The sequence below is a fragment of the Algoriphagus iocasae genome, from assembly GCF_014206875.1.
Lineage (GTDB): Bacteria > Bacteroidota > Bacteroidia > Cytophagales > Cyclobacteriaceae > Algoriphagus > Algoriphagus iocasae.
In genome coordinates, this window is the sequence record NZ_JACIJO010000002.1 from 781,643 (window position 1) to 803,715 (window position 22,073).

Sequence of the window (22,073 nt, forward strand, 5' to 3'; positions counted from 1 at the left end):
GGAAAGAAATTAGAAACTGAAAATAGGAAACGGAATAAATGTCAGGCTGAGCGGAGTCAAAGCCTTTTCCTTCACAGTGATAAAAAGTAGTCAGTAGGAAGGGCATAAATTCAGAAAGCTGACAAGTAAATTTTGAAAATTAGAAATGGTAGATATTACTCATAAAATAACCACGCTAAGAATTGCAAAGGCAAAAGCCATTGTGCAGGTAAGTATGCCTGAAACGATTACGGCTGTGGTAGAAAATAAAGTGCCGAAAGGAAATGTCTTCGAGATGGCCAAAGTTGCCGGTCTTTTCGCCGTAAAAAACACACATATTACCATTCCTGATTGCCACCCTCTTCCGATAGAATATACGGCAGTTGAGTATGAGATTCAGGGTTTGGAAATTCATATCTTCATCACCGTCAAAACGGTATACAAAACAGGCGTGGAGGTTGAAGCCATGCATGGAGCGTCGGTGATTGCATTGACCATGTATGACATGTTAAAGCCGATTGATAAAGGGATTGTGATTCGAGAAGTGGGTTTGGTGGAGAAAAAAGGCGGAAAGAGCAGCTTTAAGCAGCAAAGCCCGAATTCCATCAATGCTGCTGTGATTGTCTGTTCGGATTCTGTCTCCAAAGGCATCAAAGAAGATGCAGCCGGAAAAGCCATTGTGGCAAAACTGGAATCCATGGAGGTGGAAATTACTTCTTATGAGGTGATTCCGGATGAACTGGAACAGATTCGTCAAAAGGCATTGGAATATGCAGACACTAACAAACTGGTGATTTTTTCCGGAGGAACAGGACTTTCCAAGCGGGATGTGACTCCAGAGGCTTTAGAACCAATTTTGGAAAGAAGAATTCCTGGTATTGAAGAAGCCATCCGTAGTTATGGCCAAAAAATAATGCCTTATGCGATGCTTTCCAGATCGGTGGCTGGAACGATCGGGGACTGTTTGGTTTTGGCTTTGCCAGGATCCACAAATGGAGCAAAGGAATCCATGGACGCGGTTTTCCCACATTTATTGCATGTATTTAAAGTATTGAGAGGAACGCAACATGACGGAAAAGACTGAAAATCTTCAGGTACTCAAAGATCAATTTGGTAGGAAACACGACTATCTCAGGATCTCTCTGATCGAGAAATGCAATCTGCGTTGCCAGTATTGCATGCCCGAAGAGGGGATCCCTTTGACTCCTTCCAAGTTTATCATGAATGCTTCAGAAATAGAAAGTCTGGCGAAAACCTTTGTGGGGATGGGAGTGAAGAAAATCCGATTGACAGGGGGAGAACCGTTGTTGAGAAAGGATTTTGAGGATATACTGAGTCGCTTGTCGAAGTTGGATGTGGATCTTTCCATTACAACCAATGGAATTTTGGCCGATCGCTTTCTCCCTATATTTAAAAAGCACCGACTCAAAAAAGTCAATTTCAGCCTTGATACCCTAAAAGAGGAGCGATTTAAGGAAATTACCAGAAGATCAGGCTATGAGAAAACCATGGAGAATCTCGACCTGTTTATTCGGGAAGGATTTGAAGTGAAATTGAATATTGTACTGATGAAGGGCATCAATGATGATGAGGTGGTGGACTTTGTGAAATTTACCAAGGATTTGCCGATTTCGGCTCGATTTATCGAGTTTATGCCTTTTGATGGAAATAAATGGGATCGGTCCAAAATGGTATCCGAACAAGAGGTTTTAGCTGCAGTAGGATCCACTTTGGGTTCAGAAAATTTAATAGCACTTCCTGATGAGGAGAATCTGACTGCAAGAAAATTTCAGATCAAGGGATACCAAGGGAATTTTGGGGTGATTTCATCTGTCACCAATCCCTTTTGCGGTACCTGCAACAGAATCCGCTTAACTGCCAATGGTAGAATCAAAAACTGCCTGTTTTCTAATCTAGAAACTGATTTGTTGACTGCTCACAGAGCAGGTGAAGATGTAGAGCAATTGATCTTGGAAACCATTCTTCGTAAAAAGGCCGTGCGTGCCGGTATGGATAATTTAGAAAAATTGTCTGACCCCAACTTACATTCCGATAATCGCAGTATGATTGCGATTGGGGGATAAGTATTAATGCATTGAAGTTTACTCTAAAGATTTATTGATAATATCTAAAGATCCAGATTTTAAATCTGATGATTTAAGTTCAGCTAAATAAAACCAATTGTCCGAGGACTTTTCAGCTGACCATAGACATCAAACACCCATTTAATCCACTCTTACAAACTTGACATTTTTGATTCTGTCACCATTGAGATAGAGTGCAGGAATTTTAGACTCTATCTTTCGAATTTCCACCCCATAGTTTCCAACAAGTAATTTGGAAGGAGAAATTAATAAGCCATTTCTTGGGTCACCATCTGCAAGACTTATCTGATAATTCTGATCCTTGAGGTATTCAATGTTCAACTTCGTATTTGTTTCCGTGTTTAGATAAATACCTTCCAAACTTTTGAACTCAAAACCTCTAAAATCTGCATTCAATTTTGTCAAGGAATAGGGAGCATGATTAATATAATAGGCTGTGACTTCCAATTCTCCATCTTTTGAATAAGTAAATTCCTGCTTAAAGTCCGGGTCGTATTTCTGATGAAAAATATTAGCAGCTTCCCTTTCGAGTTCCACATCATTTCTGCCATTTCTAATCAGAAAAAGACTTCCATCCCGCATTTCGAACTGGAAGGTGAAATCATTTTCCGTCAAATAAGTGCCTTCAATTTCTGCCTCAGAAACCATCTCACCAACACTTTCTGGCTTGGTCACCAGGTATTTTTGAGCTTCCTCCAGATCAAAGATAACATCCGCCATCTGCCTTGTCTGCATGGATGGAATTGATTTTCCCGTATTAGTCAACGTAACCATAGAAATATTCTGATCAGTAAACCTCAGTACTGTTGCTTTCCAGGCTCCAGTAGCTCCTTCGTGAAAGCTGTAATCCAAGCCTTTGTACTTCCCAAATTCTAGCGCAAATCCATAATTTTTGAATTCAGAACCAGGAATTACCTCCTGGCTTTTTTTGATTATTTCCGGATTAATGCGAGTGATAGCTTTTCCTTGCACCACTTTTTCCCATTGGATTTGGTCCTCCAGTGTAGAGAAAAGATTTCCATCCCCCACTGCATTCCACATCCAATTGTAGCCTGTCCAAGTATCAAAATTAAAATACGCATAAGCGATTGGTCCTCGAATGGAAGTATGATCAGGTTCAAATGAAGTATTTGGCATATTCAGATCCTGAAACATCTGATTGGTATAGGCCACAAAACTTTTCCCTGATAGTTTCTCTATTATAAGAGCTAATAAAATGTAATTGCTGTTGCTATACAGAAACTTACTACCCGGACTAAAATTCAAATCCTGTTGCTTCTGTAGAAGAGCAAATACGTCTAGATTGTCATAGGTTTGTTGCCACCAAGTAATTCCCTGCAAAGCCCATAAATCGTAGCAATCCCGGATCCCACTGGTATGGTTCAGCAGATGCTGTATGGTGATTTCTTCTTTTATTTTTGGGAATAAATCTGGAAAAAACTTTCTCAAGTCGTCTGATAAATCCAGTTTTCCACTTTCGATTAGAGTTAGAATGGCAAGGGCTGTAAACTGCTTTCCATTGGATGCCAAATTAAACCGGGTATTTTCTCCGATCTCCACACTGTCCTCCAAATCAGCAAAACCAGAATATTTTTTAAAAATCACATTTCCATCTTTGATAATTGCAGTTGCAATTCCGGGAGCATTTGGAGGTACATCCTGAGTGGCAATTGACTCAAGCTCTTGAAGCTTTTCTTTGGAAATTACCTCTGTAATTTGGGCTAATAAAGGCGTCGCCGAAAGAAGAAATAAGGTGATTACAATGGAAAGAGATTTCATGTGTACTTCTTTTTTCTTGCAATGATCCCTCATACTATCCAAAAAAGAGCTTCAAATCCTGATTTGACACACATTATTGGAAATTTTCTTTGATATAATCGTTAGGAGAGCGGGATGTGTGTCTTTTAAAGGCCCTATTGAAAGTGGATTTGGAATTGAAGCCTACCTCCAGCGCTAGACCAAGCAAGGTCTGAATAGTATGTTCACCTGCTTCCATTTTTTTGATAACGGCTTTGACCCGGTACTGATTTATGAAATCATTGAAGTTCATATCATAACCTTGGTTGATGACCTGCGAAATTTTCTTGGAGTGAGTATCCAGCTTTTGAGAGATTTCGAATATTGATAATTCTGGATTCTCATAAATTCGCTCGATTCGCATCAAACGATCAATTTTTTCTTTCCAGATTTCTAAATCCTGTACTTCTACTTTTTCAGAATTGGAAGATTCAGTTGGAGGTAGTATCCTTTTTTGATCCGGTGAAGTTTCTAAAAATGAGGTGACCGAACGGATAGAGTTCAGATATCCACTGAGAGAGATATAATAGAATAGGATGGAGAAAACCAGGTAATACCAGAATTTCCTTCCAAACTCAGCCCATTCAGGATTGAGAATGAAAAATAGGCCTCGAAAAATCAATAAACCCAGGAATGCAATCAGAAATCGCTGCGCCCATTTAAAAGTAATCGAATCTGCGTAGCTGATGGTATCATAGGTGATATTCCTGTAAGTTTTATATGATTTTAAGCTTAAGATCAAGTATAAAACCAAAGAGACAAATCCAGCCAATTGATATTCGAATATAAAATCCTTGTCTCGTCCATCTTCATAAAAATAGGCTTCTTTTAAAATGACTTTATCCATTAAAAAGATCGAAAGGGAATAAAGAAGATATAAAAAGGCAGGTAAAAAATGAAAATAATCGACCTTTCGAAAGGTAAATGTTCTATCAAATAAGCTTTTGCAATAGAAGTATAAGATAGGTGGCAAAAGCAGAAGTTGCTGGAAAGGGATATAAAATAAAATATCCCGATATGGATTTTCTGTATACCAACCAGCATATCCCAGCATAAATGGGGAAATGTATAAGGTGCATAGGAAAGTGAAAAGACTCAACCAATAGCTAGGCTTGTCGTTACTTTGGATTCCTTTCACTAGAAGGAGACAAGAGAAAATCAGCCCATGCAGGAAAAAGACAAATAATAGAGAACTCTTGGAGTTAAAATCAAAAAGCATGGGGCAGGTCTATTACCTTTTTTAAGAGAAATACTATCGTTAAACCTTAAGAATTCACAAATAGGGAAGATTTACCTGAAATTTTTAGAGTGAAACAAACATTACTTTCCAGTCAATCGATCTTAATCTTTTGGGTTTAAATCACTTTAAATCAAGACTAAAGATACGGTAACTTAAATCAAATCCAGTTCCCCTGCCTTTTGAGTAAGTTCTGCCAAATTGCTCACCTGAAGTTTTTTCATCAGATTAAATCGATGTGTCTCTGCCGTTCTTCTGCTGATTTTAAGTGCTTCTCCTATTTCATTATTCCCTTTCCCTTTCAAAATCATGTTCAGGGTCTCTTTCTCACGCTTGGTCAAAAATGCAAGCTGTCCTGGTTCCTCTTCTTTTTCTTGACTAGGAGCAGTCTTTTTTCTTAAATAATTGCTGATAAGGATTCCAGAAATGTCTCCTGAGAAATACTTTTTACCATTTAGAATGGCTTGGATTGCTTTGAGAATTTCGGACTTGGAGGAGCCTTTCAGCACATATCCCGCAGCACCATATTCCAGGGCTCCCATTACTTGATCTTCAGAATCAAGCATGGTCAGGATCAATATTTTTACTTTAGGGAACTTTTCCGAAAGCTCATCCATACTTTTTACTCCGCCTAATTCAGGTAGAGCCAAATCCAGAATCAGCAAATCCGGTTTTTTTTGTTCGAGTACCTTGGCAAGTACATTCCCATTAGAAACCTCGTGGATGACTTCTAGTCCTGCTTCAATTTCTACCAAATATTTGATTCCGTCACGGACGAGTTCTTGATCATCTGCTATAATAACGCTGGCTGGCATGAGGGGTATTTTTCAAATTACTTAGTAAAGTAAGGGAATTTACTTAGGGGGACCCTACGTATAGCGTTGGTTTTTTCCAATCATTTGATTCATTTATAAAAAAGTGGGCAGTTAGGATTTTTTGACTTTTTTCTCACTCATTTTTAGAGGTTGATTGACTAAAATCAAAAAAAGCACCTCCAGAGAGGTGCTTTCGATAGAAATAATGTGCTAAATAATTAGGCTACTCTTTCTGTCTGAGAGAAGAAGAAAGCGCCTTCGATAGCTGCATTTTCGTCGGAGTCAGAACCGTGAACAGCATTAGCTTCGATAGACTTAGCGAAGATTTTTCTGATAGTGCCTTCCGCTGCATCAGCTGGATTAGTAGCACCGATTAATTTTCTGAAGTCTTCAACAGCATTGTCTTTTTCAAGAATAGCGGCGAAGATCGGTCCAGAAGACATATAAGCACAAAGATCAGCGTAGAAAGGTCTTTCTTTGTGAACTTCGTAGAATTTTCCAGCTAGTGCCGGAGTCAATTGGGTAGCTTTCATTGCCACGATTTTGAAACCTGCTTCTTCAATCATTTTAAGAATAGCGCCTGAGTTGCCTGCTGCGAATGCATCTGGCTTGATCATGGTAAATGTTCTGTTTGCTGCCATGGGTTTTGTATTTATCATTGGTTCAATTCGGCCGCAAAAATAGGATAATTAAATCCATCTTCCGAGGATTATAAATGATTTATCAGCTAGATGGCTAATTTTCAGCAAAATGCATAAGTTGGGAATTGTCAAAAAATTACTGACCTTTGCGACTTACTTAGAGCCAAAGTGCCGCTAATTCTAAAAAATGGACGCATTAGCCTCGTTTAAGAAAGAAATTTCAACCCCCAAAAAAATATTCATTACCACACATGTCAAGCCCGACGCGGATGCATTGGGGTCTTCATTAGGTATGGCAAATTACCTGATCAAGAAAGGACATGAGGTTTCGGTAGTGACTCCTTCGGATTATCCTTCTTTCCTTAATTGGATGAAAGGCAATGATGATGTCTTGGATTTTAGCAAACCAGAGCATCAGGAAATTGCCACACAAAAACTGGAAGAAGCGGATATTATCTTCTGCCTTGATTTCTCAGTTTTAAATAGAGTTAACGAATTGGGTGAAATGATCCGTGAATCCAAAGCCTATGTGGTCAATATTGATCACCATCAGGATCCGGAAGATTTTGCTGATTTTGAATATTCCAGTACCAAAGCTGCAGCTACCTGCGAGTTGGTGTACGAACTGATCGATGAATTGGGAGACAAAGATTTGATCGATAAGGACATTGCCGAATGCCTTTACGCTGGAATTATGACCGATACTGGCGGGTTTAGACATCCAAATACGACCAAAAATGTACACTTGGTAGTAGCTGAATTGATAGATCTGGGAGCAAATAGCTCACAAATTGCCAATTGGATATATGATTCTAATTCCGTCAACCGTTTGAAGTTTATCGGATTTGCAATCAGCCGAAGACTGATTGTGAGAGAAGATCTGCATACCGCCTACTTTGCGATTAGCAAAAAAGATCTTAAAAAATATCAAAGCCAGACCGGAGATACTGAAGGATTGGTCAATTATGCTTTATCTTTGGATGGCATAAAACTGGCTGCTTTGTTTTCTGAGCGGGAAGATGGCATCAAGATCTCATTCAGATCATCCAGTGAAGTAGCAGTAAATAAATTTGCTGCGAAATTCTTCAATGGAGGAGGTCATAAAAACGCATCTGGAGGCAAATCAACCTTAGGATTAAAAGAAACAGTGGAGCGATTTGAATCATTAGTAGAAGAAAACAGCGAGTCACTTTTCTCAGAGGAAGCCATCAGCGCCAGCTAAAGCAAAAAAACCACCCACTTAATACCTTAGAAATTTCAAAACTCTTTATGAAAAATAACAAAAGCCTCTTGGCTCTTATCGTTCTGATGTTTGGTGTATCCATCGTCTCTTCTTGTCAAAAGAAAAAAGTAACCGAAAAAGACGGAATCGAATACACCTACGTAAAAGAAGGAAATGAAAAAGCTCCTAACGGAAACTTCCTTCTTTATAATCTGGAAATCACAAATGCTGATGACTCAGTGATTTATTCTACTGCTACTCAGCCATTCCCTGGTTATTTGATGGCAAATGATTCAATTACTCCTAATAACGGTATGGATGAAATCTTCTTAAACCTAAGAAAAGGAGATAGCATTGCATTTGAGTCTACTGCGAAAATCATTTTTGGAGAAAATTTCCCTCCTTTCCTAAAAGAAGAAGATGTGGTAAAAGTTCGTCTTGGAGCTTTCGAAATTATGGATCAAGCTGCAATTGAGACGTTTTTTAACCAAACCATGGAAGCTGAAGAGCTGAAAAGAGCTGAGAGAGCGAAAGAATTGGTAGCGGAAGAAGCAAAAACTATTGAAGCATATGTTGCGGAAAAGGGTTTGACTGCGAATAAGACTGAGAGCGGACTTTATTATGTCATCGAAGAAGAAGGAACAGGTGATGCTGTCACTCCAGGTACTACCATGAATGTAAACTATGCTGGGTACTTGTTAGATGGAACCTTGTTCGATACTTCTATTGAGTCATTGGCAAAAGAAAACGACATCTTTAATCCTCAAAGACCATATGAGCCACTTCCGGTAAATGTAGGAATGGGTCAGGTTATTCCAGGATGGGATGAAGGTTTGTTATTATTGAAAAAAGGATCCAAAGGTAAATTCTTGATCCCTTCTCCTCTTGCTTATGGAGAGAATGGTGCCGGAGGTATGATTGGACCAAATGCCATTTTGATTTTTGACGTAGAAGTGGTAGATGTTCAGAAATAAGTTCGCTTAGACTTATAAGAACAAATAATTAAACTACACCAACAAAATGAGAATTAAACTGTATTCACTGGTAGCACTTGCAATGGGAAGCATTTCCCTGTTTTCTTGCGTAGATTCTGAAGAAACTACAGAGGCTATTTTCCTAGCGGACAAAGAAGCAATTGAAAACTATCTAGATACTGCGTCTATTGTTAACGTAAAAGAATTTTCCCTACCAGAAGATGCCTATTATCAAATCTGGCAATTTGTTTCTGGCAGCCAAGATTCAGTATTTGTTGGTGATACGGTTAAAGTCCATTACATAGGTAAGTTTCTAAGCGGAACTGTATTTGATACTAGTATAGAGCAAATTGCAGTGGATAACGGATTGTATAATCCAAATTACAATTACCTCCCCCTAAAGTTTGTAGTGGGAGATGGATTAGTACTTACATCATTTGCCTTTGGAATTTCAAAAATGGAACTTGGTGATAAAGCGACCATCATCATTCCTTCAGAACTGGGATATGGAAGACAAGGATATGGCCCTGTTCCCCCAAACACTCCTTTAGTCTTTGAGATGGAATTAATGGAAATTACTCCTGGTCCAAGAAATAATTAATAAATGAAGAATCTATTCAATATTCTATTACTTGCTTTTTTTGGTGCAATCGTAGCCTGCGAACCTAATAATCCATTTAATACCGGACCTGCGTATGATGTGGAAGGTAACTTGGCAATTGATTCAGTTAAGATTGCGGCTTACCTTGATACAGCTCAAATAGATAGTTTGTATAGAATTCATGACCCTTCTGGTGTTATCATTATTGTTCAGGAAGAAGGAGTTGGATCTAGGCCTACCGGTGGAAATGTTGTCTATACAGATTTTATCGGCTCTTTAATGGAAGATGGTTCAGTATTCGATACCAATCTTGAAACTGTAGCAAGAGAAAATGACTTGTATGTCGAGGGCAAAGATTACAATCTATTCAGATTTAAATTTGGTATAAAAGAAGTAATTACTGGTTGGGACATTGCTTTCGGAAGATTAAGGCCAGGCTCCAAAGCTCGATTTGTTATTCCTTCACCTTATGGATATCAGGACTCTGAGAACAGAAGTAGAATACCTGCCAATTCCATATTGATTTTTGATATTGATTTCAAAGGTACAGATTAAATAAAAAGAGGGTTTAGGCCCTCTTTTTTTTGCTCCAGGTTGGAAATAACATCGGTACATTTTTCTGATAGTTGAGGTAAGCATCTCCATATTGGTCTACCAAATTTTTCTCTTCGAAGTATATTCCAAATGGTAAATACACTACAAGACAGAAAAAGTGAACCAAAGCAGTGTATTGGGCGGAAACCAACACGAAGCCTAAAAAGATCATCAAAAGTCCTAAATACAGTGGATGTCTCATCTTACCATACAAACCGGAGGTGATCAATTTCTGGCTTTTTGGCTCTGATTTTAATCCTAAAAATTCTTTTAGATGAATCTGCTTGCTAGATTGGACAGTGAGGATCGTTCCGAAAGTAGCAATCATATATCCCAAATAAGTCAATAGAGGTTTTTGAGGAAGAAAGTTTTGTGGAGGAATTAGAATGGATTGGATCATGATTCCCAAAAAAAGTAAAGTGGAAACAATTGAGTATAAAAGTCTGTAGCTTTTAAATCCTTGTTCCCATCGGACTTTTAGAATTCTTTTTAACTTGGCAGAAGCGAAAAAGCTGTGTGTAAAATAGAAGAAGCCCCAGCTTAAGATTAACAAGAAATAGCCCATTTATAAGTAGAATAACCGATAACTTAATTTTTATGAAATCGAGCATTACTAAAAAGCAACACCCTGAAACGACAATAAATACAGCGCAATCCTTCCGAAACAATATCGGGACAAGCTATGAGTTCATTAATAAACAATAATAATCTCATGAAAATCGGAATTATCCGTGAAGGAAAAAACCCTCCCGATCGTCGTACGCCTTTTACACCTGTTCAAATCAAAAAGATTCTAGAGGAGTTTCCCGGAAAATACTCTTTTCGGGTTCAGTCTAGTGCCGAAAGAAGCTATTCAGATCAGGAATATCTAAATGAAGAAGTAGAAATCGTGGATGACCTGATGGATTGTGATTTTATTTTCGGGGTAAAGGAAGTTCCGATTGCCCAGTTGATCCCTAATAAAACTTTTATCTTTTTTTCCCATACCATCAAAAAGCAAAAGTCTAATAGAAATCTCCTCAAGGCAGTGCTTGATCAGAATATTCGATTATTGGATTACGAAGTTTTGAAAGATAGAAATGGAAAGCGCGTGGTAGCTTTCGGTAGATGGGCAGGAATTGTTGGAGCATATAATGCCTTTTGGACTTATGGCCAGAAAACAAATCTCTTTGATATAAAAAGGGCTTACCAATGTTATGATCGAAAAGAACTGAACTTAGAATTGAAAAAAGTACAGCTTCCCCCGATCAAAATTATTGTGACCGGTTCTGGAAGAGTAGGAAAAGGGGCAGTGGAAATTTTGGAGGCTTTGGGATTAAAAGAAGTATCCACTCATGATTTCCTTCATGGCTATTTCGATGAAGCAGTTTATGTTGTATTACATTCTTCGGATTATAACCGGAGAAAATCGGATGGAGGCTATGAAAAAGAAGAGTTTTATCAATTTCCAGAGCGCTACGAAAGCCATTTTTTGAAGTTTGCAGAAGCTGGAGAAATTTTAATATCAGCTCACTATTGGGATCCTGAAGCTCCAAGACTCTTTGAGTTGAAAGATATCGCGAATCCGGATTTTGCTCTGTCGGTTATAGCAGATGTTTCTTGTGATGTCAACGGATCTGTTCCCACGACCATTAAATCCACTAACATTCTAAATCCTGTTTTTGATATTGACCGAGATAGTGGAGAGGCTATAGAGGCGTTTGGGAGTCAGACGAGTATTTCGGTCATGGCAATAGATAATTTACCCTGTGAGCTACCGAGAGAGTCCAGCCAGGACTTTGGTAACCAATTGATCCAATGGGTAATGCCTGAATTGGATAAAGAAGTATCTCCAATATTGGAAGGCGCTACGATTGCCAGAGATGGGGATTTGACATTGGAGTTTATGTATCTGACCGATTTCGTCAATTCCGAATCTTAAATACTTATGAAAAACTTTCACCGATACTTGGAGTCTACCTTGCTAAAGCCCACTCTCAACGGAGAAGAGGTTGATTCCTTAATCAGAGAAGCGATTGAAGAGCAATTTGTAGGGATTTGTCTTCCTCCATTTTGGCTAAAGAAGGCAAAAAGAGAATTGAAAGAAGAGGACATTCAGCTGGTCACAGTGATTGGGTTTCCTTTGGGCTACACAGATACAGCTACAAAAGTTTTCGAAACGAAAGAAGCGATTAAACAAGGAGCAGATGAACTGGACCTTGTTTGGTCTCAAACTGCATTTCACTCGGGTATGAATTGGCCAAAGATCGAAATTGCCCAGATTTCAAAAATTTGCCATGAGGAAGAACGGATTTTGAAAGTGATCATCGAAACTGCGAATCTCAGCGAAAGCCAAATCAAGGAAGCTTGTATGATTTGTCAGGATGCTGGTGCTGATTATGTCAAAACCTCTACAGGCTTTGCTTCAAGAGGGGCGACTGTTGAAGATATATTGACCATGAGAGCGTCTCTGGCATCACATGTTGGAATCAAAGCTTCAGGAGGGATCAAAACGCTGGATTTTGCAATCGAATTGATCCAAGCCGGAGCTGATCGTATCGGTACCAGTTCAGCCAAACAACTGATGGATGCTTGGAGGGAACGTTTTTCTTAATCTGTACTGAAATAGATCAGTAAAAAAGGGATGATGAAGAATGTCAATAAAATGTAAGCAAACCCGATGAATTTGGTCTGCAATGATTTTTCTCCCATAAATGCAGCGATTTTCACTGGGATGTTTCGGATGACTGGGAATGGAAGGAAAATTAAAGCCCCGAAGAAATTGATCAGGAAATGGACAATGGCAAGGGCAATGGCTGCTTCGGTTTTGTAAAACGCAGCAATTCCCGCCGTAATAGTTGTACCGATATTTGCTCCGATTATAAAGGGAAATGATTTTTTAAGACTTACTTTTTTATTGGCGACCAAAGGAACCAATAAGGAAGTCGTAACCGTGCTTGACTGGACTGCAGCGGTAAAAAACATTCCATAGATAAATGCCAGGTTGGTTTTCTTGAAAACGAAATTGTTTATTTCCTGAAAGCTGTCCAAAACAAAAGCTTTGTACACGGAAGAAGAAAGCATTTTGATCGCTGCAAAAACCAAGAAAATCGCAATTACAAGAGTTAGAAATGGGATCTGGATTGTATCAGAGATCCACTCTGTCAATGGTCTGGTGAATACTTTATTGTAAGTAAATGGTCCGGAGTATTCTGGATTTGCAATGAACAGAGAAGCTAAGTAGTGTGCAATTTTTGATAAAAATTGGAAATACACTTCCAGAGGAAGCAAAATAAACACTGTGATAATGTTAAAAATATCATGAAGAATCCCTGCCGATATTGCTCTCTTAAACTGGTTTTTCTTCATGATGTACGAAAAAGAAACCAAGGTGGAAGTCAAAGTCGTACCAATATTTGCTCCCATGACCATAGGTACAGCTTGCTCCAAGGATAAATTTCCTGCAGCGACAATTGCAACGATACTTGAGGTTACTGTAGAGCTGCTCTGTATAAGAGCAGTCATCAACAAACCAATAAATAAGCTGACGAAAGGATTTCTGGTCGCTTTGAGGATATCTGAAGCTACTGAATTGTTTAATTGCCCCATGGCAACTGTCAGTAGATCGATCGAAAAAATGAATAAAATGATTGCCAAAAGCATCAAGAGATAACTCTTGGTTTTATTTACTTCGGGTTTTTCTTGACTGTTTAATTCCATCCCGCTTTTATTCGATGATACTTTACTTCAGTTTTCTTTTATTTCAGTAGTTGACTTGAATTGGAGGAAATTCCAAATTTTCATTAAAATAATTGGCAAAAGTTGAAATTTTTTTGCGATTTGCAAGTCGATTTTCGAGGAATAGAGAAGATTTTGTGTTTACTTAACAATTTCTTAACATCCTCGGGAAATTATCTTCATTAATTTTGCAGCCTAAATGAAAATTTAAAACAGGCCATGGCTAAAAAAAAGAATCTTGACCAGAATATTAACCAGGAGAAATTAAGTAAGACCGCCTACTCCTTATTTGATTTCGCTAAGAAAGAAAAGCAATTCCTAGTTGGTATTTGTATTTTGATATCCGTTGCAGGTTTACTTTTACCTTATACCTATGCGGCAATGTGGTTTGGTTTTGCTTTGGCGGCATATTCAGCGATTGCAAATGACAGTATCCAGACCATAGGAACGTTTATCGCTTCCAATCAGGAGAAAAAGTGGTATTGGCTTTGGCTATTCATGGGTTTGATTTTCGTTGGGACTGTTACGTATAGCTGGATTACTTTTGGTGGAGATGTGAGTTATGAGAGATTGACGACCAAAGGTCTGGACAAAGCCCCTGATAGTTTTGTTTTCTTACAGTTGGCGGCACCGATCGTCTTGTTGATTATGACGAGAATGAGGATGCCAGTTTCTACTACATTCTTGTTACTTAATGTTTTCACCTATAAAGCCGGAACGATAGTAGACGTGATGCAAAAGAGTTTTGTAGGTTACCTACTTGCTTTTGGTATCGCTATCGTAGTTTGGTTTGTTTTAGAAAGATTTGTTCAAAATTACCTAAAAGGAAAACCTGCTCCTTACTGGATTTATTTGCAGTGGTTGACATCAGGTACTTTATGGGCTGTTTGGATCATGCAGGATGCTGCGAATATTGCCGTTTTCCTTCCAAGACAATTGAATGTCTATGAATTTGCTGTCTATGCAGGCTTTGTTTTCTTAGGCTTAGGGTTTTTGTTTTACCTGAAAGGAGACAAAATCCAATCCATAGTCAACGAAAAATCAAATGTCACCGATGTCCGAGCAGCTACGATTGTGGACTTTGTTTACGCGATCATCCTTTTCTATTTCAAAATCCACAGCAAAGTGCCAATGAGTACTACTTGGGTATTTATCGGATTGTTGGGAGGACGTGAACTGGCGATTGCTTTGGGTAAAGCCGGCAAACCAGAGAAAAGAAGAGACTGGGTTTCGAGAGCATTTAAGTTGGCCAGAAAAGATGTTAGCAAGGCCTTTATAGGATTGTTGGTTTCACTTATTCTTGCTGTTGTAATCAACGAAGGCATCAGAGAAGAGATCTTGGACTTTTTTAGGTAATTGAATTGGACATATTTACAGACGAATATTTCATGAATGAGGCCTTCAAACAGGCCAAAATAGCATATGAAGAAGGAGAGATTCCGGTAGGAGCTGTCATCGTCTGTAAGAATAAGATAATTGCCAAAGCCTACAATCAGACAGAAATGCTGAATGATGTCACTGCTCATGCAGAAATATTGGCCATTACTTCAGCTGAAAATTACCTGGGAGCAAAATATCTCACAGATTGTAAATTATATGTGACCTTAGAGCCCTGCGTCATGTGCGCCGGGGCTCTTTTTTGGTCACAGATTACAGAAGTTCATTATGCGGCGCCCGATCCCAAAAGAGGTTTCCGCCAATGTAATCCTAGTATTTTGCATCCAAAAACGAAGCTGATCCAAGGATCTTTGGCCTCAGAATCAGAGCAATTGCTACTTGATTTTTTTAAAAAACTGAGAAATTAAAAGGAAATTGATTTTAAGGGAATTTTTTTTCTTTTCTACCAGTTCATTAGACAGATTATTTGAATGAATTAATTTTAAATCGTTTAACCTTAAATTTTAACAATATGGCTTTTGAACTCCCTTCATTACCTTATGCATATGATGCATTAGAACCAAATATCGATGCAAGAACAATGGAAATCCATTATACCAAGCATCATAACGGTTATGTGACAAACCTAAACAATGCGATCGCTGGAACAGATCTAGAAGGTAAATCACTAGAAGAATTATTGAAAATCGCAGGTTCAAATACCGCGGTAAGAAACAACGGAGGTGGTCATTACAATCACTCACTTTTCTGGTCTATTCTTTCTCCAAATGGTGGAGGCGCTCCTACAGGCGAATTAGCTGCTGCAATTGATGCTAAATTCGGTTCTTTTGACGCTTTCAAAGAAACTTTCAACAAAGCTGCTGCTACTAGATTCGGTTCTGGCTGGGCTTGGCTTTGTGTAGACACCAACAAAGAAATCTGTGTTTGCTCTTCTCCAAATCAGGACAATCCAATGATGGATGTGGCTGAGTGCCCAGGTACTCCGATCCTTGGTCTTGACGTTTGGGAACATGCCTATTACTTAAACTACCAAAACAGAAGACCTGATTATATTACAGCTTTCTGGAATGTGGTAAACTGGGATGAAGTAAGCAAGCGTTACGCTGCTGCTAAATAATAATTTCAGATTAAATTTTAAGTCCCCTGCCTAACGGTGGGGGATTTTTTTTGTTTAAAAGTGGTCGAATTACTGTACGGTTTCGATACAGTGAAATTTTTTGGCATTCTAATAAATTGCTCCTAGGGCTATTTTAGGCACTTTCTTGAGACTTGGCATTTTGTTTTCATTGAGTGGAATCGTCAACACATATACATTTCATTTCAATGAAAACTACCAACTTACTTTTCTTGACCCTTTTCACCTACTTGTTAGGGATGAATAATCTTGCTGCAAAGGACTTCAGCAAGATTTCAGGGAAAATTCTAGACCAAAATGGACAATCCGTACCTTATGCCAACGTGGCCTTGATCGCCGTAAACGATGGACACTTGGTAGACGGAGCTGTTTCCGACGAAGATGGATTGTTTTTGATCGAATCTTCCAAAACCGAAAAAGTGAAACTTGTCATTTCATCCATTGGATTTAAATCATTCGAATCTGAAGCTTTCGATTTAAAGCCAGGAATGATCAAGGACATGGGTGAAATTCAAGTAATTGATGAAGCCACAGGTTTGGATGAGGTGACTGTTCAGTCTACTAGACCTGAAATCATCATTGAGCCTGATAAAACCATCGTCAACGTCGAAGGTACTGTTATGGCGGAAGGATCCACTGCATTGGATGTGATCGGAAGATCTCCGGGGATCTATGTCGACCAGGATGGGATCATAAATCTCAATGGCCGTACAGGTGCTGTGGTCATGATCAATGATCGTCAAACTTACATGAGTGCTACTGATCTTGCTAATTTCCTACGAGCAATGCCAGCTGATAACATCAAGAGCATTGAGGTGATCAATAATCCATCTGCGAGATTTGATGCGGAAGGTTCTGCTGGTGTGATTAATATCCGTCTGAAAAAGAATACAGTTGATGGCGTATTTGGGAATGTCCAGGCTGGTGGCCAGTATAACGGTTATTGGGCTCCTATCGGAGGAGTCTCTCTCAACGTGAAAAAAGGAAAATGGTCTACTAATGCAGACTTGAATTATAACCACTACGCCAATTTGAATGAATTGGACATTGAAAGAAATTTCGATGTGGAAGGTGGAGTTTCCAACTTCATGCAAGAGTCAAGAATCAAACAAAGGAATAAAAACTTGTTCTTTAATGGTGCTGCCAATTATGAAATCAATGAAAACCACAACATTGGATTGAACTTACAAGCTTCTGATTTCAATAACACCACTACCAATCCTTCTTTGACGGCGATTACTACTCCAGGCCAAGCGGATAATAATTACCTTGATTCCTACAATGATTCTCAAGGTGGAGGAAACCGTTTCTTTGGAAACCTTCACTATGGAGGAAATTTGGATACTTTGGGTACAAAGCTTACTTCCGATATCGACTTTACCAGAATGAATTCTGACAGCGAATCCTTGTTGAGCACTACCACTTGGACAGGGGAAGACCTTGCCAATGCAAGCAGAGGAAAATTGAATACTCTGAATGACATGTACTATAATATCTTCACTGCAAAAGTCGATTTCGTGAAGCCGCTATGGAAAGGTACTTTGGAAACTGGAGTGAAAGGATCTTGGGTAAAATCAGATAATAATCTGGATCTGACCTTATCTGTTGAAGATGGCCCATTTGAGCCTACAGGTAACAGTAACCACTTTATTTACAATGAAAATGTATTGGCAGGTTATGTTTCCTACAAAGGGAAGTTTTCAGATAAAGTAAGTTATCAAGCAGGTCTAAGAGGTGAATATTCTGATATAGAAGGAAACTCTGTGACATTGGATCAAATCAATACTCAGGAATATTTCAACCTCTTCCCAAGTGCATTCGTTCAGCATAAAATTTCTGACAATTATCAGATTGTGTATAACGCGAACAGACGAATCACTAGACCAAATTATAGATTGTTGAATCCATTTGTGTATTACATCGATCCATTGACTTCGGAGAGAGGTAACCCTAATCTGAAGCCTCAATATTCCAATAATTTTGAAATGAATCATGTGATAAAGGGAAGCTACCAATTCACACTTGGATACAGTGAAACGACAGATGCATTTATGCAGGTGTTTATCCAAGATGATGAAGAAAGAACGACGACTACCTACACTGATAATTTCGACAAAACCAGAAACGCGAACTTCAGAGCAATGGTACCGGTTCAGATCCGCGAATGGTGGGGAACTTCGAATATGCTGCAAGTGAACTATAACCGTTTCAAGTCTCAGATCGGAGATGATTACCTAGACAATTCACAGACCTCCTTTATGGTGAGATCTCAGCACAACATCAATTTGCCAAAGGGCTTTAAATTGGAAGTGGTAGGAATGTATCTAGGTCCACAGATCTGGGGTCAGGGAGAGCTGAAAGGTTTTGGCTGGGTTGATGCAGGAGTGACTAAGACGATCATGAAAGATAAGCTAACGATCGCTGTCAATGGTACTGATTTATTCAGAACTCAAGTGATCAGAGCAAAAGTTGATTTTGCGGATATTGATACTTCCTTCAGACAATATAGAAGTAACCAAGGAGTGAGATTTACACTTCGATACAGATTTGCCAAAGGAGAAAGCTTCAGGGTAAATAAGAGTACAGGAAGCTCCGAAGAAAGAGATAGATTGAATTAATAAATAAAAACCTCCCAAATTTTGGGAGGTTTTTTGTTTTTATTCGATAGAAACTTGGTACAGTTTGACAAAATCTTCTTCAACGTCGGGATTTGCTTTTCCAAAAAACCATAAGTCACCTTCCCTGCTTACAAAAATGTTATCGAATTCTTGGGGAGATTCTAGATCTGCCAATTGGTTACCGTCTAGGTCTAAAATGAGGTAATGAGTTTTATATTTTTTGGAAACCCGCTCATTGAAAGCATTCCAATCTTCCTCTGTTTTGTTTTCTTTTTGCAGCTGAACATCTTGTTCATCATAGCCTGAGACATAGGAGATGACCAATTTATCCTGGACCTTGGCCATTTTCAAGATATTCCCAAAGCTTGGATCATAGGAGATCGCATTTGGATCAGCTTTTTTGGGATCTTCTCCTGGATTTAGTTTGTAGTCTTTAAGAGCTAAAGGAATTCTGGAAATTCTCTCATAGGGAGGATCGTTTTTGTAAATGTTTAAAAATGGATCTGTTCCATTGATCACATACAATTTATCATCAATCACCTCATACTTCGGAGATAAAGTGGTTGGTTCATGAGACATATTATTTTGGAAAATACTCTCCTCCTCCAAATTTAGGAATCTTTCAAATTTTCCTGTTGCGGTGTCAACCCAGACCAATTGTAGAAAGGTGTCATAAAATTCAGGTTGAGTTTTATTAAACTCAGTTCTGGGGACTACGCCAGCCAAAAGGATTTTATCATCAACAAACTGGATCTCCTGGATAGCATCAAATCTTCCGGAAAAAGGTTGAATATCGTCCTTCGGTATTTTTTTGCTATTCAATAGATTCCCTTCCTGATCGTATTCAAATAAACCCTGGGCAGAAACAATCTGAATTGATCCATTCTCTTTAAACTTACCAGCTGCCATGGGGAAAAACCCAAAACCATCTGGAGCGTCTCTACCTTTGCTGAATTCACTGACCACATTTCCATCAAAATCTGCGATTACAAATTTCATGGCCTGTGTATCAAAAAATAAGATTCTTTGAATAGAGGGTTTGACATCCATGAGTTTTGGAAGACCGATGTAACTCACCTTGATGGAATCCTTTTTTATAAACTCAATGGATTCATTTTCTTTGTTGTTTTCTTTATCGACAGATTGAGAACAAGAAAAAACGAATAAAGCGAGGACTAAAAATAAGTTGGTTTTTTTCATAATAGGTAAAGTTTAAATCATAATTTATATCATTTAGTTTAACTTAAAAACTTAATGAACCTATTAGATATTCATACCCATTCTTCAACTAATGAATTTGCAATTTTTAACATTGAGCTAGAGCGGCCTAAAGAATCTACCAGTTTTTTTTCTACAGGCCTGCATCCATGGAACCTTCAAGAAAACTGGGAAGATAACTTTGACAAAGTGAAGGCTTTTGCCAAAGATGAAAAATGCATGGCCATCGGGGAGGCGGGTTTTGATAGAATTTGGGGGCCGGATAAAGAAGTTCAGAAAAAAGCTTTTTCTGCACAAGCCAAGCTGGCTTTCGAATTGGAGATTCCGCTGATTTTACACTTGGTCAAATCCCATGATTTATTGCTTGAGTATTTAAAAAATGAGACAGAAATCCCTTCGATCATTTGTCATGGTTTCAATCTCAAGCCACATCTAGGAGAGCAACTTTTGCCATTTCCGGTTTCTTTCTCCTTTGGAAAGGCTTTGAAGCAGAAAGATTCAAATGCTGTTTCCTGGCTCAAAAAATGTCCAGAGGATCGTTATTTTTTTGAAACGGATGATTCTGATGAGACTATTGATTCCATTTTTAATGCGGCTTCAGTAATTTTGGGCCGTTCTGTGGAGGAGCTTTCCGAGCAGGTACTATCAAATTGGAATAGGATTTCAAAAAGGAAAATTTATGAGTGAGTTTGCCTGGCTTAGCCGGACCGAACTGATAACCGGCCGCGGTGGGCTGGAGAAATTGGCAAAAAAGCATGTACTGGTCGTGGGTTTAGGAGGAGTAGGATCTTTTGCAGCAGAATTTATCTGTAGAGCTGGGATCGGTGAGATGACAATTATAGATGGGGATATTGTCGACATCACTAATTGTAACAGACAATTACCCGCGACTCAGAAAAATGTGGGAGAATCCAAAGCTACCTGGATGCAAGAGCGATTGACTTCCATCAATCCATCATTAAAGATCCATACAATCAAGGAATTTTTGGGACCAGCAGAAATGACTCAGCTTTTGGAATCAAATCATTTCGATTATGTCGTGGATTGCATTGATAGCTTTACCCCAAAACTCCATTTAATAGATGGTGCCTATAACAGAGGGTTCCCTTTGGTCAGTTCAATGGGTGCGGGAGGAAAAGTTGATCCTACACAGGTCAAGGTGGTGGACATTGCCGATACTTATGCTTGCAAACTGGCGAAAATGGTCAGAAAAAGATTGAAGAAGAAAAACATCAAAACCGGTTTCAAGGCGGTTTTTTCCTCCGAAATAATGATCAAAGAAAGTATGATGATGACCGATGGCAGTAACTATAAGAAATCTGCCTACGGTACGATGTCATTTCTTCCAGCAGCATTTGGCTGTGCCTGTGCTGCTACGGTAGTCAATGACCTCTTGGCCTCCTGATTATTTGAAATGGTAAAGGAATACTAAAACACCGGTGAAAGCCGGTTTTTTCTGGTCTTTGATCTCAAGCTTTACTGAGACTTCAGCTTTAACAGTTCCTCGTAGGTTTACGACAGATTTTAATGTGGCAGCTAGCCTTACCTGATCCGTAACCAAAACCGGATGTGCAAAACGGAAATTTTCGATTCCGTAATTGATCATCATTTTGAGGTTATTTACTTTGAGGATTTGCTCCCAAAGATGAGGGACGATACTCAGAGTCAGATAGCCGTGGGCGATGGTATTTCCAAAAGCGCCTTGAGATTTGGCTCGCTCTGGGTCAGTATGAATCCACTGGTGGTCATAAGTGGCATCAGCGAATAAATTAATCTGTTTTTGGGTGATTTGAAAGTAATCTGAAGTCCCTAATTCTTTGCCGCTGTACTTTTCAAAATCCTCAAAACTTCCAATTTCAATTGCGCTCATTCCTGATATTTTTTGTAAAAAATCAAAATAGGGAACTTTTGACGGGAATTACAAGGAGAATTACCCAAAACACAGTGCAACTATTTGAGTGTTAAATTCAAAAAAAGACCTGTATTTTCCCCTAAATTTTTTTATCTAATTATTGATTAGTT

Annotated in this window: 22 protein-coding genes; 14 read left to right on the forward strand and 8 right to left on the reverse strand. The window is 38.8% G+C overall.

The features are described from left to right. Positions 1-145 precede the first annotated feature (145 nt). Complete coding sequence (gene moaCB / locus FHS59_RS10855) at positions 146-1,063, forward strand: bifunctional molybdenum cofactor biosynthesis protein MoaC/MoaB (RefSeq protein ID WP_184495164.1); 918 nt, start codon at positions 146-148, stop codon at positions 1,061-1,063. Next, positions 1,047-2,063 (forward strand): GTP 3',8-cyclase MoaA, encoded by a 1,017-nt coding sequence (gene moaA / locus FHS59_RS10860; protein WP_184495165.1) that lies wholly within the window; start codon positions 1,047-1,049, stop codon positions 2,061-2,063. Before moaCB ends, moaA begins: the two co-directional genes overlap by 17 nt. A 141-nt stretch (positions 2,064-2,204) precedes the next feature. On the opposite strand, the gene FHS59_RS10865 is transcribed toward moaA, so the two are convergent. The 4 genes from FHS59_RS10865 to FHS59_RS10880 form a co-directional block, all read right to left on the reverse strand. After that, the gene (locus tag FHS59_RS10865) at positions 2,205-3,863 is read right to left on the reverse strand and encodes a serine hydrolase domain-containing protein (protein ID WP_184495166.1); all 1,659 of its coding nucleotides are present in this window, start codon (positions 3,861-3,863) and stop codon (positions 2,205-2,207) included. A gap of 73 nt (positions 3,864-3,936) precedes the next feature. Further along, entirely contained in the window at positions 3,937-5,100 is a 1,164-nt protein-coding gene (locus FHS59_RS10870) for a helix-turn-helix domain-containing protein (RefSeq protein ID WP_184495167.1), read from the reverse strand. A 173-nt stretch (positions 5,101-5,273) separates the two neighbouring features. Next, positions 5,274-5,933, reverse strand: coding sequence for a response regulator (locus FHS59_RS10875; protein ID WP_184495168.1), 660 nt, complete (start codon positions 5,931-5,933; stop codon positions 5,274-5,276). Between the two features lie 218 nt (positions 5,934-6,151). Next, on the reverse strand, positions 6,152-6,574 hold the full coding sequence (locus tag FHS59_RS10880) for a nucleoside-diphosphate kinase (RefSeq protein WP_184495169.1): 423 nt from the start codon (positions 6,572-6,574) through the stop codon (positions 6,152-6,154). Positions 6,575-6,761: 187 nt separating this feature from the next. On the opposite strand from FHS59_RS10880, the gene FHS59_RS10885 reads away from it, so the two are divergent. The 4 genes from FHS59_RS10885 to FHS59_RS10900 are packed head-to-tail and all read left to right on the forward strand — an operon-like array spanning position 6,762 to position 9,926. Next, a complete protein-coding gene (locus tag FHS59_RS10885) occupies positions 6,762-7,796 on the forward strand; it encodes a DHH family phosphoesterase (protein ID WP_184495170.1) in 1,035 nt (344 codons plus the stop codon). Positions 7,797-7,843: 47 nt separating this feature from the next. Further along, positions 7,844-8,770, forward strand: a complete 927-nt coding sequence (locus tag FHS59_RS10890) for an FKBP-type peptidyl-prolyl cis-trans isomerase (RefSeq protein ID WP_184495171.1) — start codon at positions 7,844-7,846, stop codon at positions 8,768-8,770. Positions 8,771-8,816: 46 nt separating this feature from the next. Further along, the gene (locus tag FHS59_RS10895; protein ID WP_184495172.1) at positions 8,817-9,371 is read left to right on the forward strand and encodes an FKBP-type peptidyl-prolyl cis-trans isomerase; all 555 of its coding nucleotides are present in this window, start codon (positions 8,817-8,819) and stop codon (positions 9,369-9,371) included. A 3-nt stretch (positions 9,372-9,374) separates the two neighbouring features. Then, positions 9,375-9,926, forward strand: coding sequence for an FKBP-type peptidyl-prolyl cis-trans isomerase (locus FHS59_RS10900; protein ID WP_184495173.1), 552 nt, complete (start codon positions 9,375-9,377; stop codon positions 9,924-9,926). A 13-nt stretch (positions 9,927-9,939) separates the two neighbouring features. On the opposite strand, the gene FHS59_RS10905 is transcribed toward FHS59_RS10900, so the two are convergent. Continuing rightward, positions 9,940-10,530 (reverse strand): methyltransferase family protein, encoded by a 591-nt coding sequence (locus FHS59_RS10905; protein ID WP_246388406.1) that lies wholly within the window; start codon positions 10,528-10,530, stop codon positions 9,940-9,942. A 147-nt stretch (positions 10,531-10,677) separates the two neighbouring features. On the opposite strand from FHS59_RS10905, the gene FHS59_RS10910 reads away from it, so the two are divergent. Continuing rightward, a complete protein-coding gene (locus FHS59_RS10910; RefSeq protein ID WP_184496097.1) occupies positions 10,678-11,886 on the forward strand; it encodes an NAD(P)-dependent oxidoreductase in 1,209 nt (402 codons plus the stop codon). Positions 11,887-11,892: 6 nt separating this feature from the next. Next, positions 11,893-12,558, forward strand: coding sequence for a deoxyribose-phosphate aldolase (gene deoC, locus FHS59_RS10915; protein WP_184495175.1), 666 nt, complete (start codon positions 11,893-11,895; stop codon positions 12,556-12,558). Here the strand turns inward: deoC and FHS59_RS10920 are convergent. Next, positions 12,555-13,664: a Na/Pi symporter gene (locus FHS59_RS10920; protein ID WP_184495176.1), complete on the reverse strand. Its 1,110-nt coding sequence runs from the start codon at positions 13,662-13,664 to the stop codon at positions 12,555-12,557. The genes deoC and FHS59_RS10920 overlap by 4 nt on opposite strands. 237 nt (positions 13,665-13,901) lie before the next feature. Between FHS59_RS10920 and FHS59_RS10925 the strand changes: the two genes are divergently transcribed. The 4 genes from FHS59_RS10925 (at position 13,902) to FHS59_RS10940 (ending at position 18,833) form a co-directional block, all read left to right on the forward strand. After that, a complete protein-coding gene (locus FHS59_RS10925; RefSeq protein ID WP_184495177.1) occupies positions 13,902-15,038 on the forward strand; it encodes a hypothetical protein in 1,137 nt (378 codons plus the stop codon). 5 nt (positions 15,039-15,043) lie between these two features. Beyond that, positions 15,044-15,487, forward strand: coding sequence for a nucleoside deaminase (locus FHS59_RS10930; RefSeq protein ID WP_184495178.1), 444 nt, complete (start codon positions 15,044-15,046; stop codon positions 15,485-15,487). A gap of 104 nt (positions 15,488-15,591) precedes the next feature. Then, positions 15,592-16,197, forward strand: a complete 606-nt coding sequence (locus tag FHS59_RS10935; protein ID WP_184495179.1) for a superoxide dismutase — start codon at positions 15,592-15,594, stop codon at positions 16,195-16,197. Positions 16,198-16,403: 206 nt separating this feature from the next. Further along, positions 16,404-18,833: an outer membrane beta-barrel family protein gene (locus FHS59_RS10940; protein WP_184495180.1), complete on the forward strand. Its 2,430-nt coding sequence runs from the start codon at positions 16,404-16,406 to the stop codon at positions 18,831-18,833. Between the two features lie 39 nt (positions 18,834-18,872). On the opposite strand, the gene FHS59_RS10945 is transcribed toward FHS59_RS10940, so the two are convergent. Then, positions 18,873-20,033, reverse strand: coding sequence for a hypothetical protein (locus FHS59_RS10945; RefSeq protein WP_184495181.1), 1,161 nt, complete (start codon positions 20,031-20,033; stop codon positions 18,873-18,875). Between the two features lie 54 nt (positions 20,034-20,087). Here FHS59_RS10945 and FHS59_RS10950 point away from each other — a divergent pair, with 54 nt between their 5' ends. Together FHS59_RS10950 and FHS59_RS10955 are read left to right on the forward strand one after the other, a co-directional pair. Continuing rightward, complete coding sequence (locus FHS59_RS10950) at positions 20,088-20,738, forward strand: TatD family hydrolase (RefSeq protein ID WP_184495182.1); 651 nt, start codon at positions 20,088-20,090, stop codon at positions 20,736-20,738. Further along, positions 20,731-21,456 (forward strand): tRNA threonylcarbamoyladenosine dehydratase, encoded by a 726-nt coding sequence (locus tag FHS59_RS10955; protein ID WP_184495183.1) that lies wholly within the window; start codon positions 20,731-20,733, stop codon positions 21,454-21,456. Before FHS59_RS10950 ends, FHS59_RS10955 begins: the two co-directional genes overlap by 8 nt. On the opposite strand, the gene FHS59_RS10960 is transcribed toward FHS59_RS10955, so the two are convergent. Then, entirely contained in the window at positions 21,457-21,921 is a 465-nt protein-coding gene (locus FHS59_RS10960; RefSeq protein WP_184495184.1) for a MaoC family dehydratase, read from the reverse strand. Positions 21,922-22,073 lie beyond the last annotated feature (152 nt).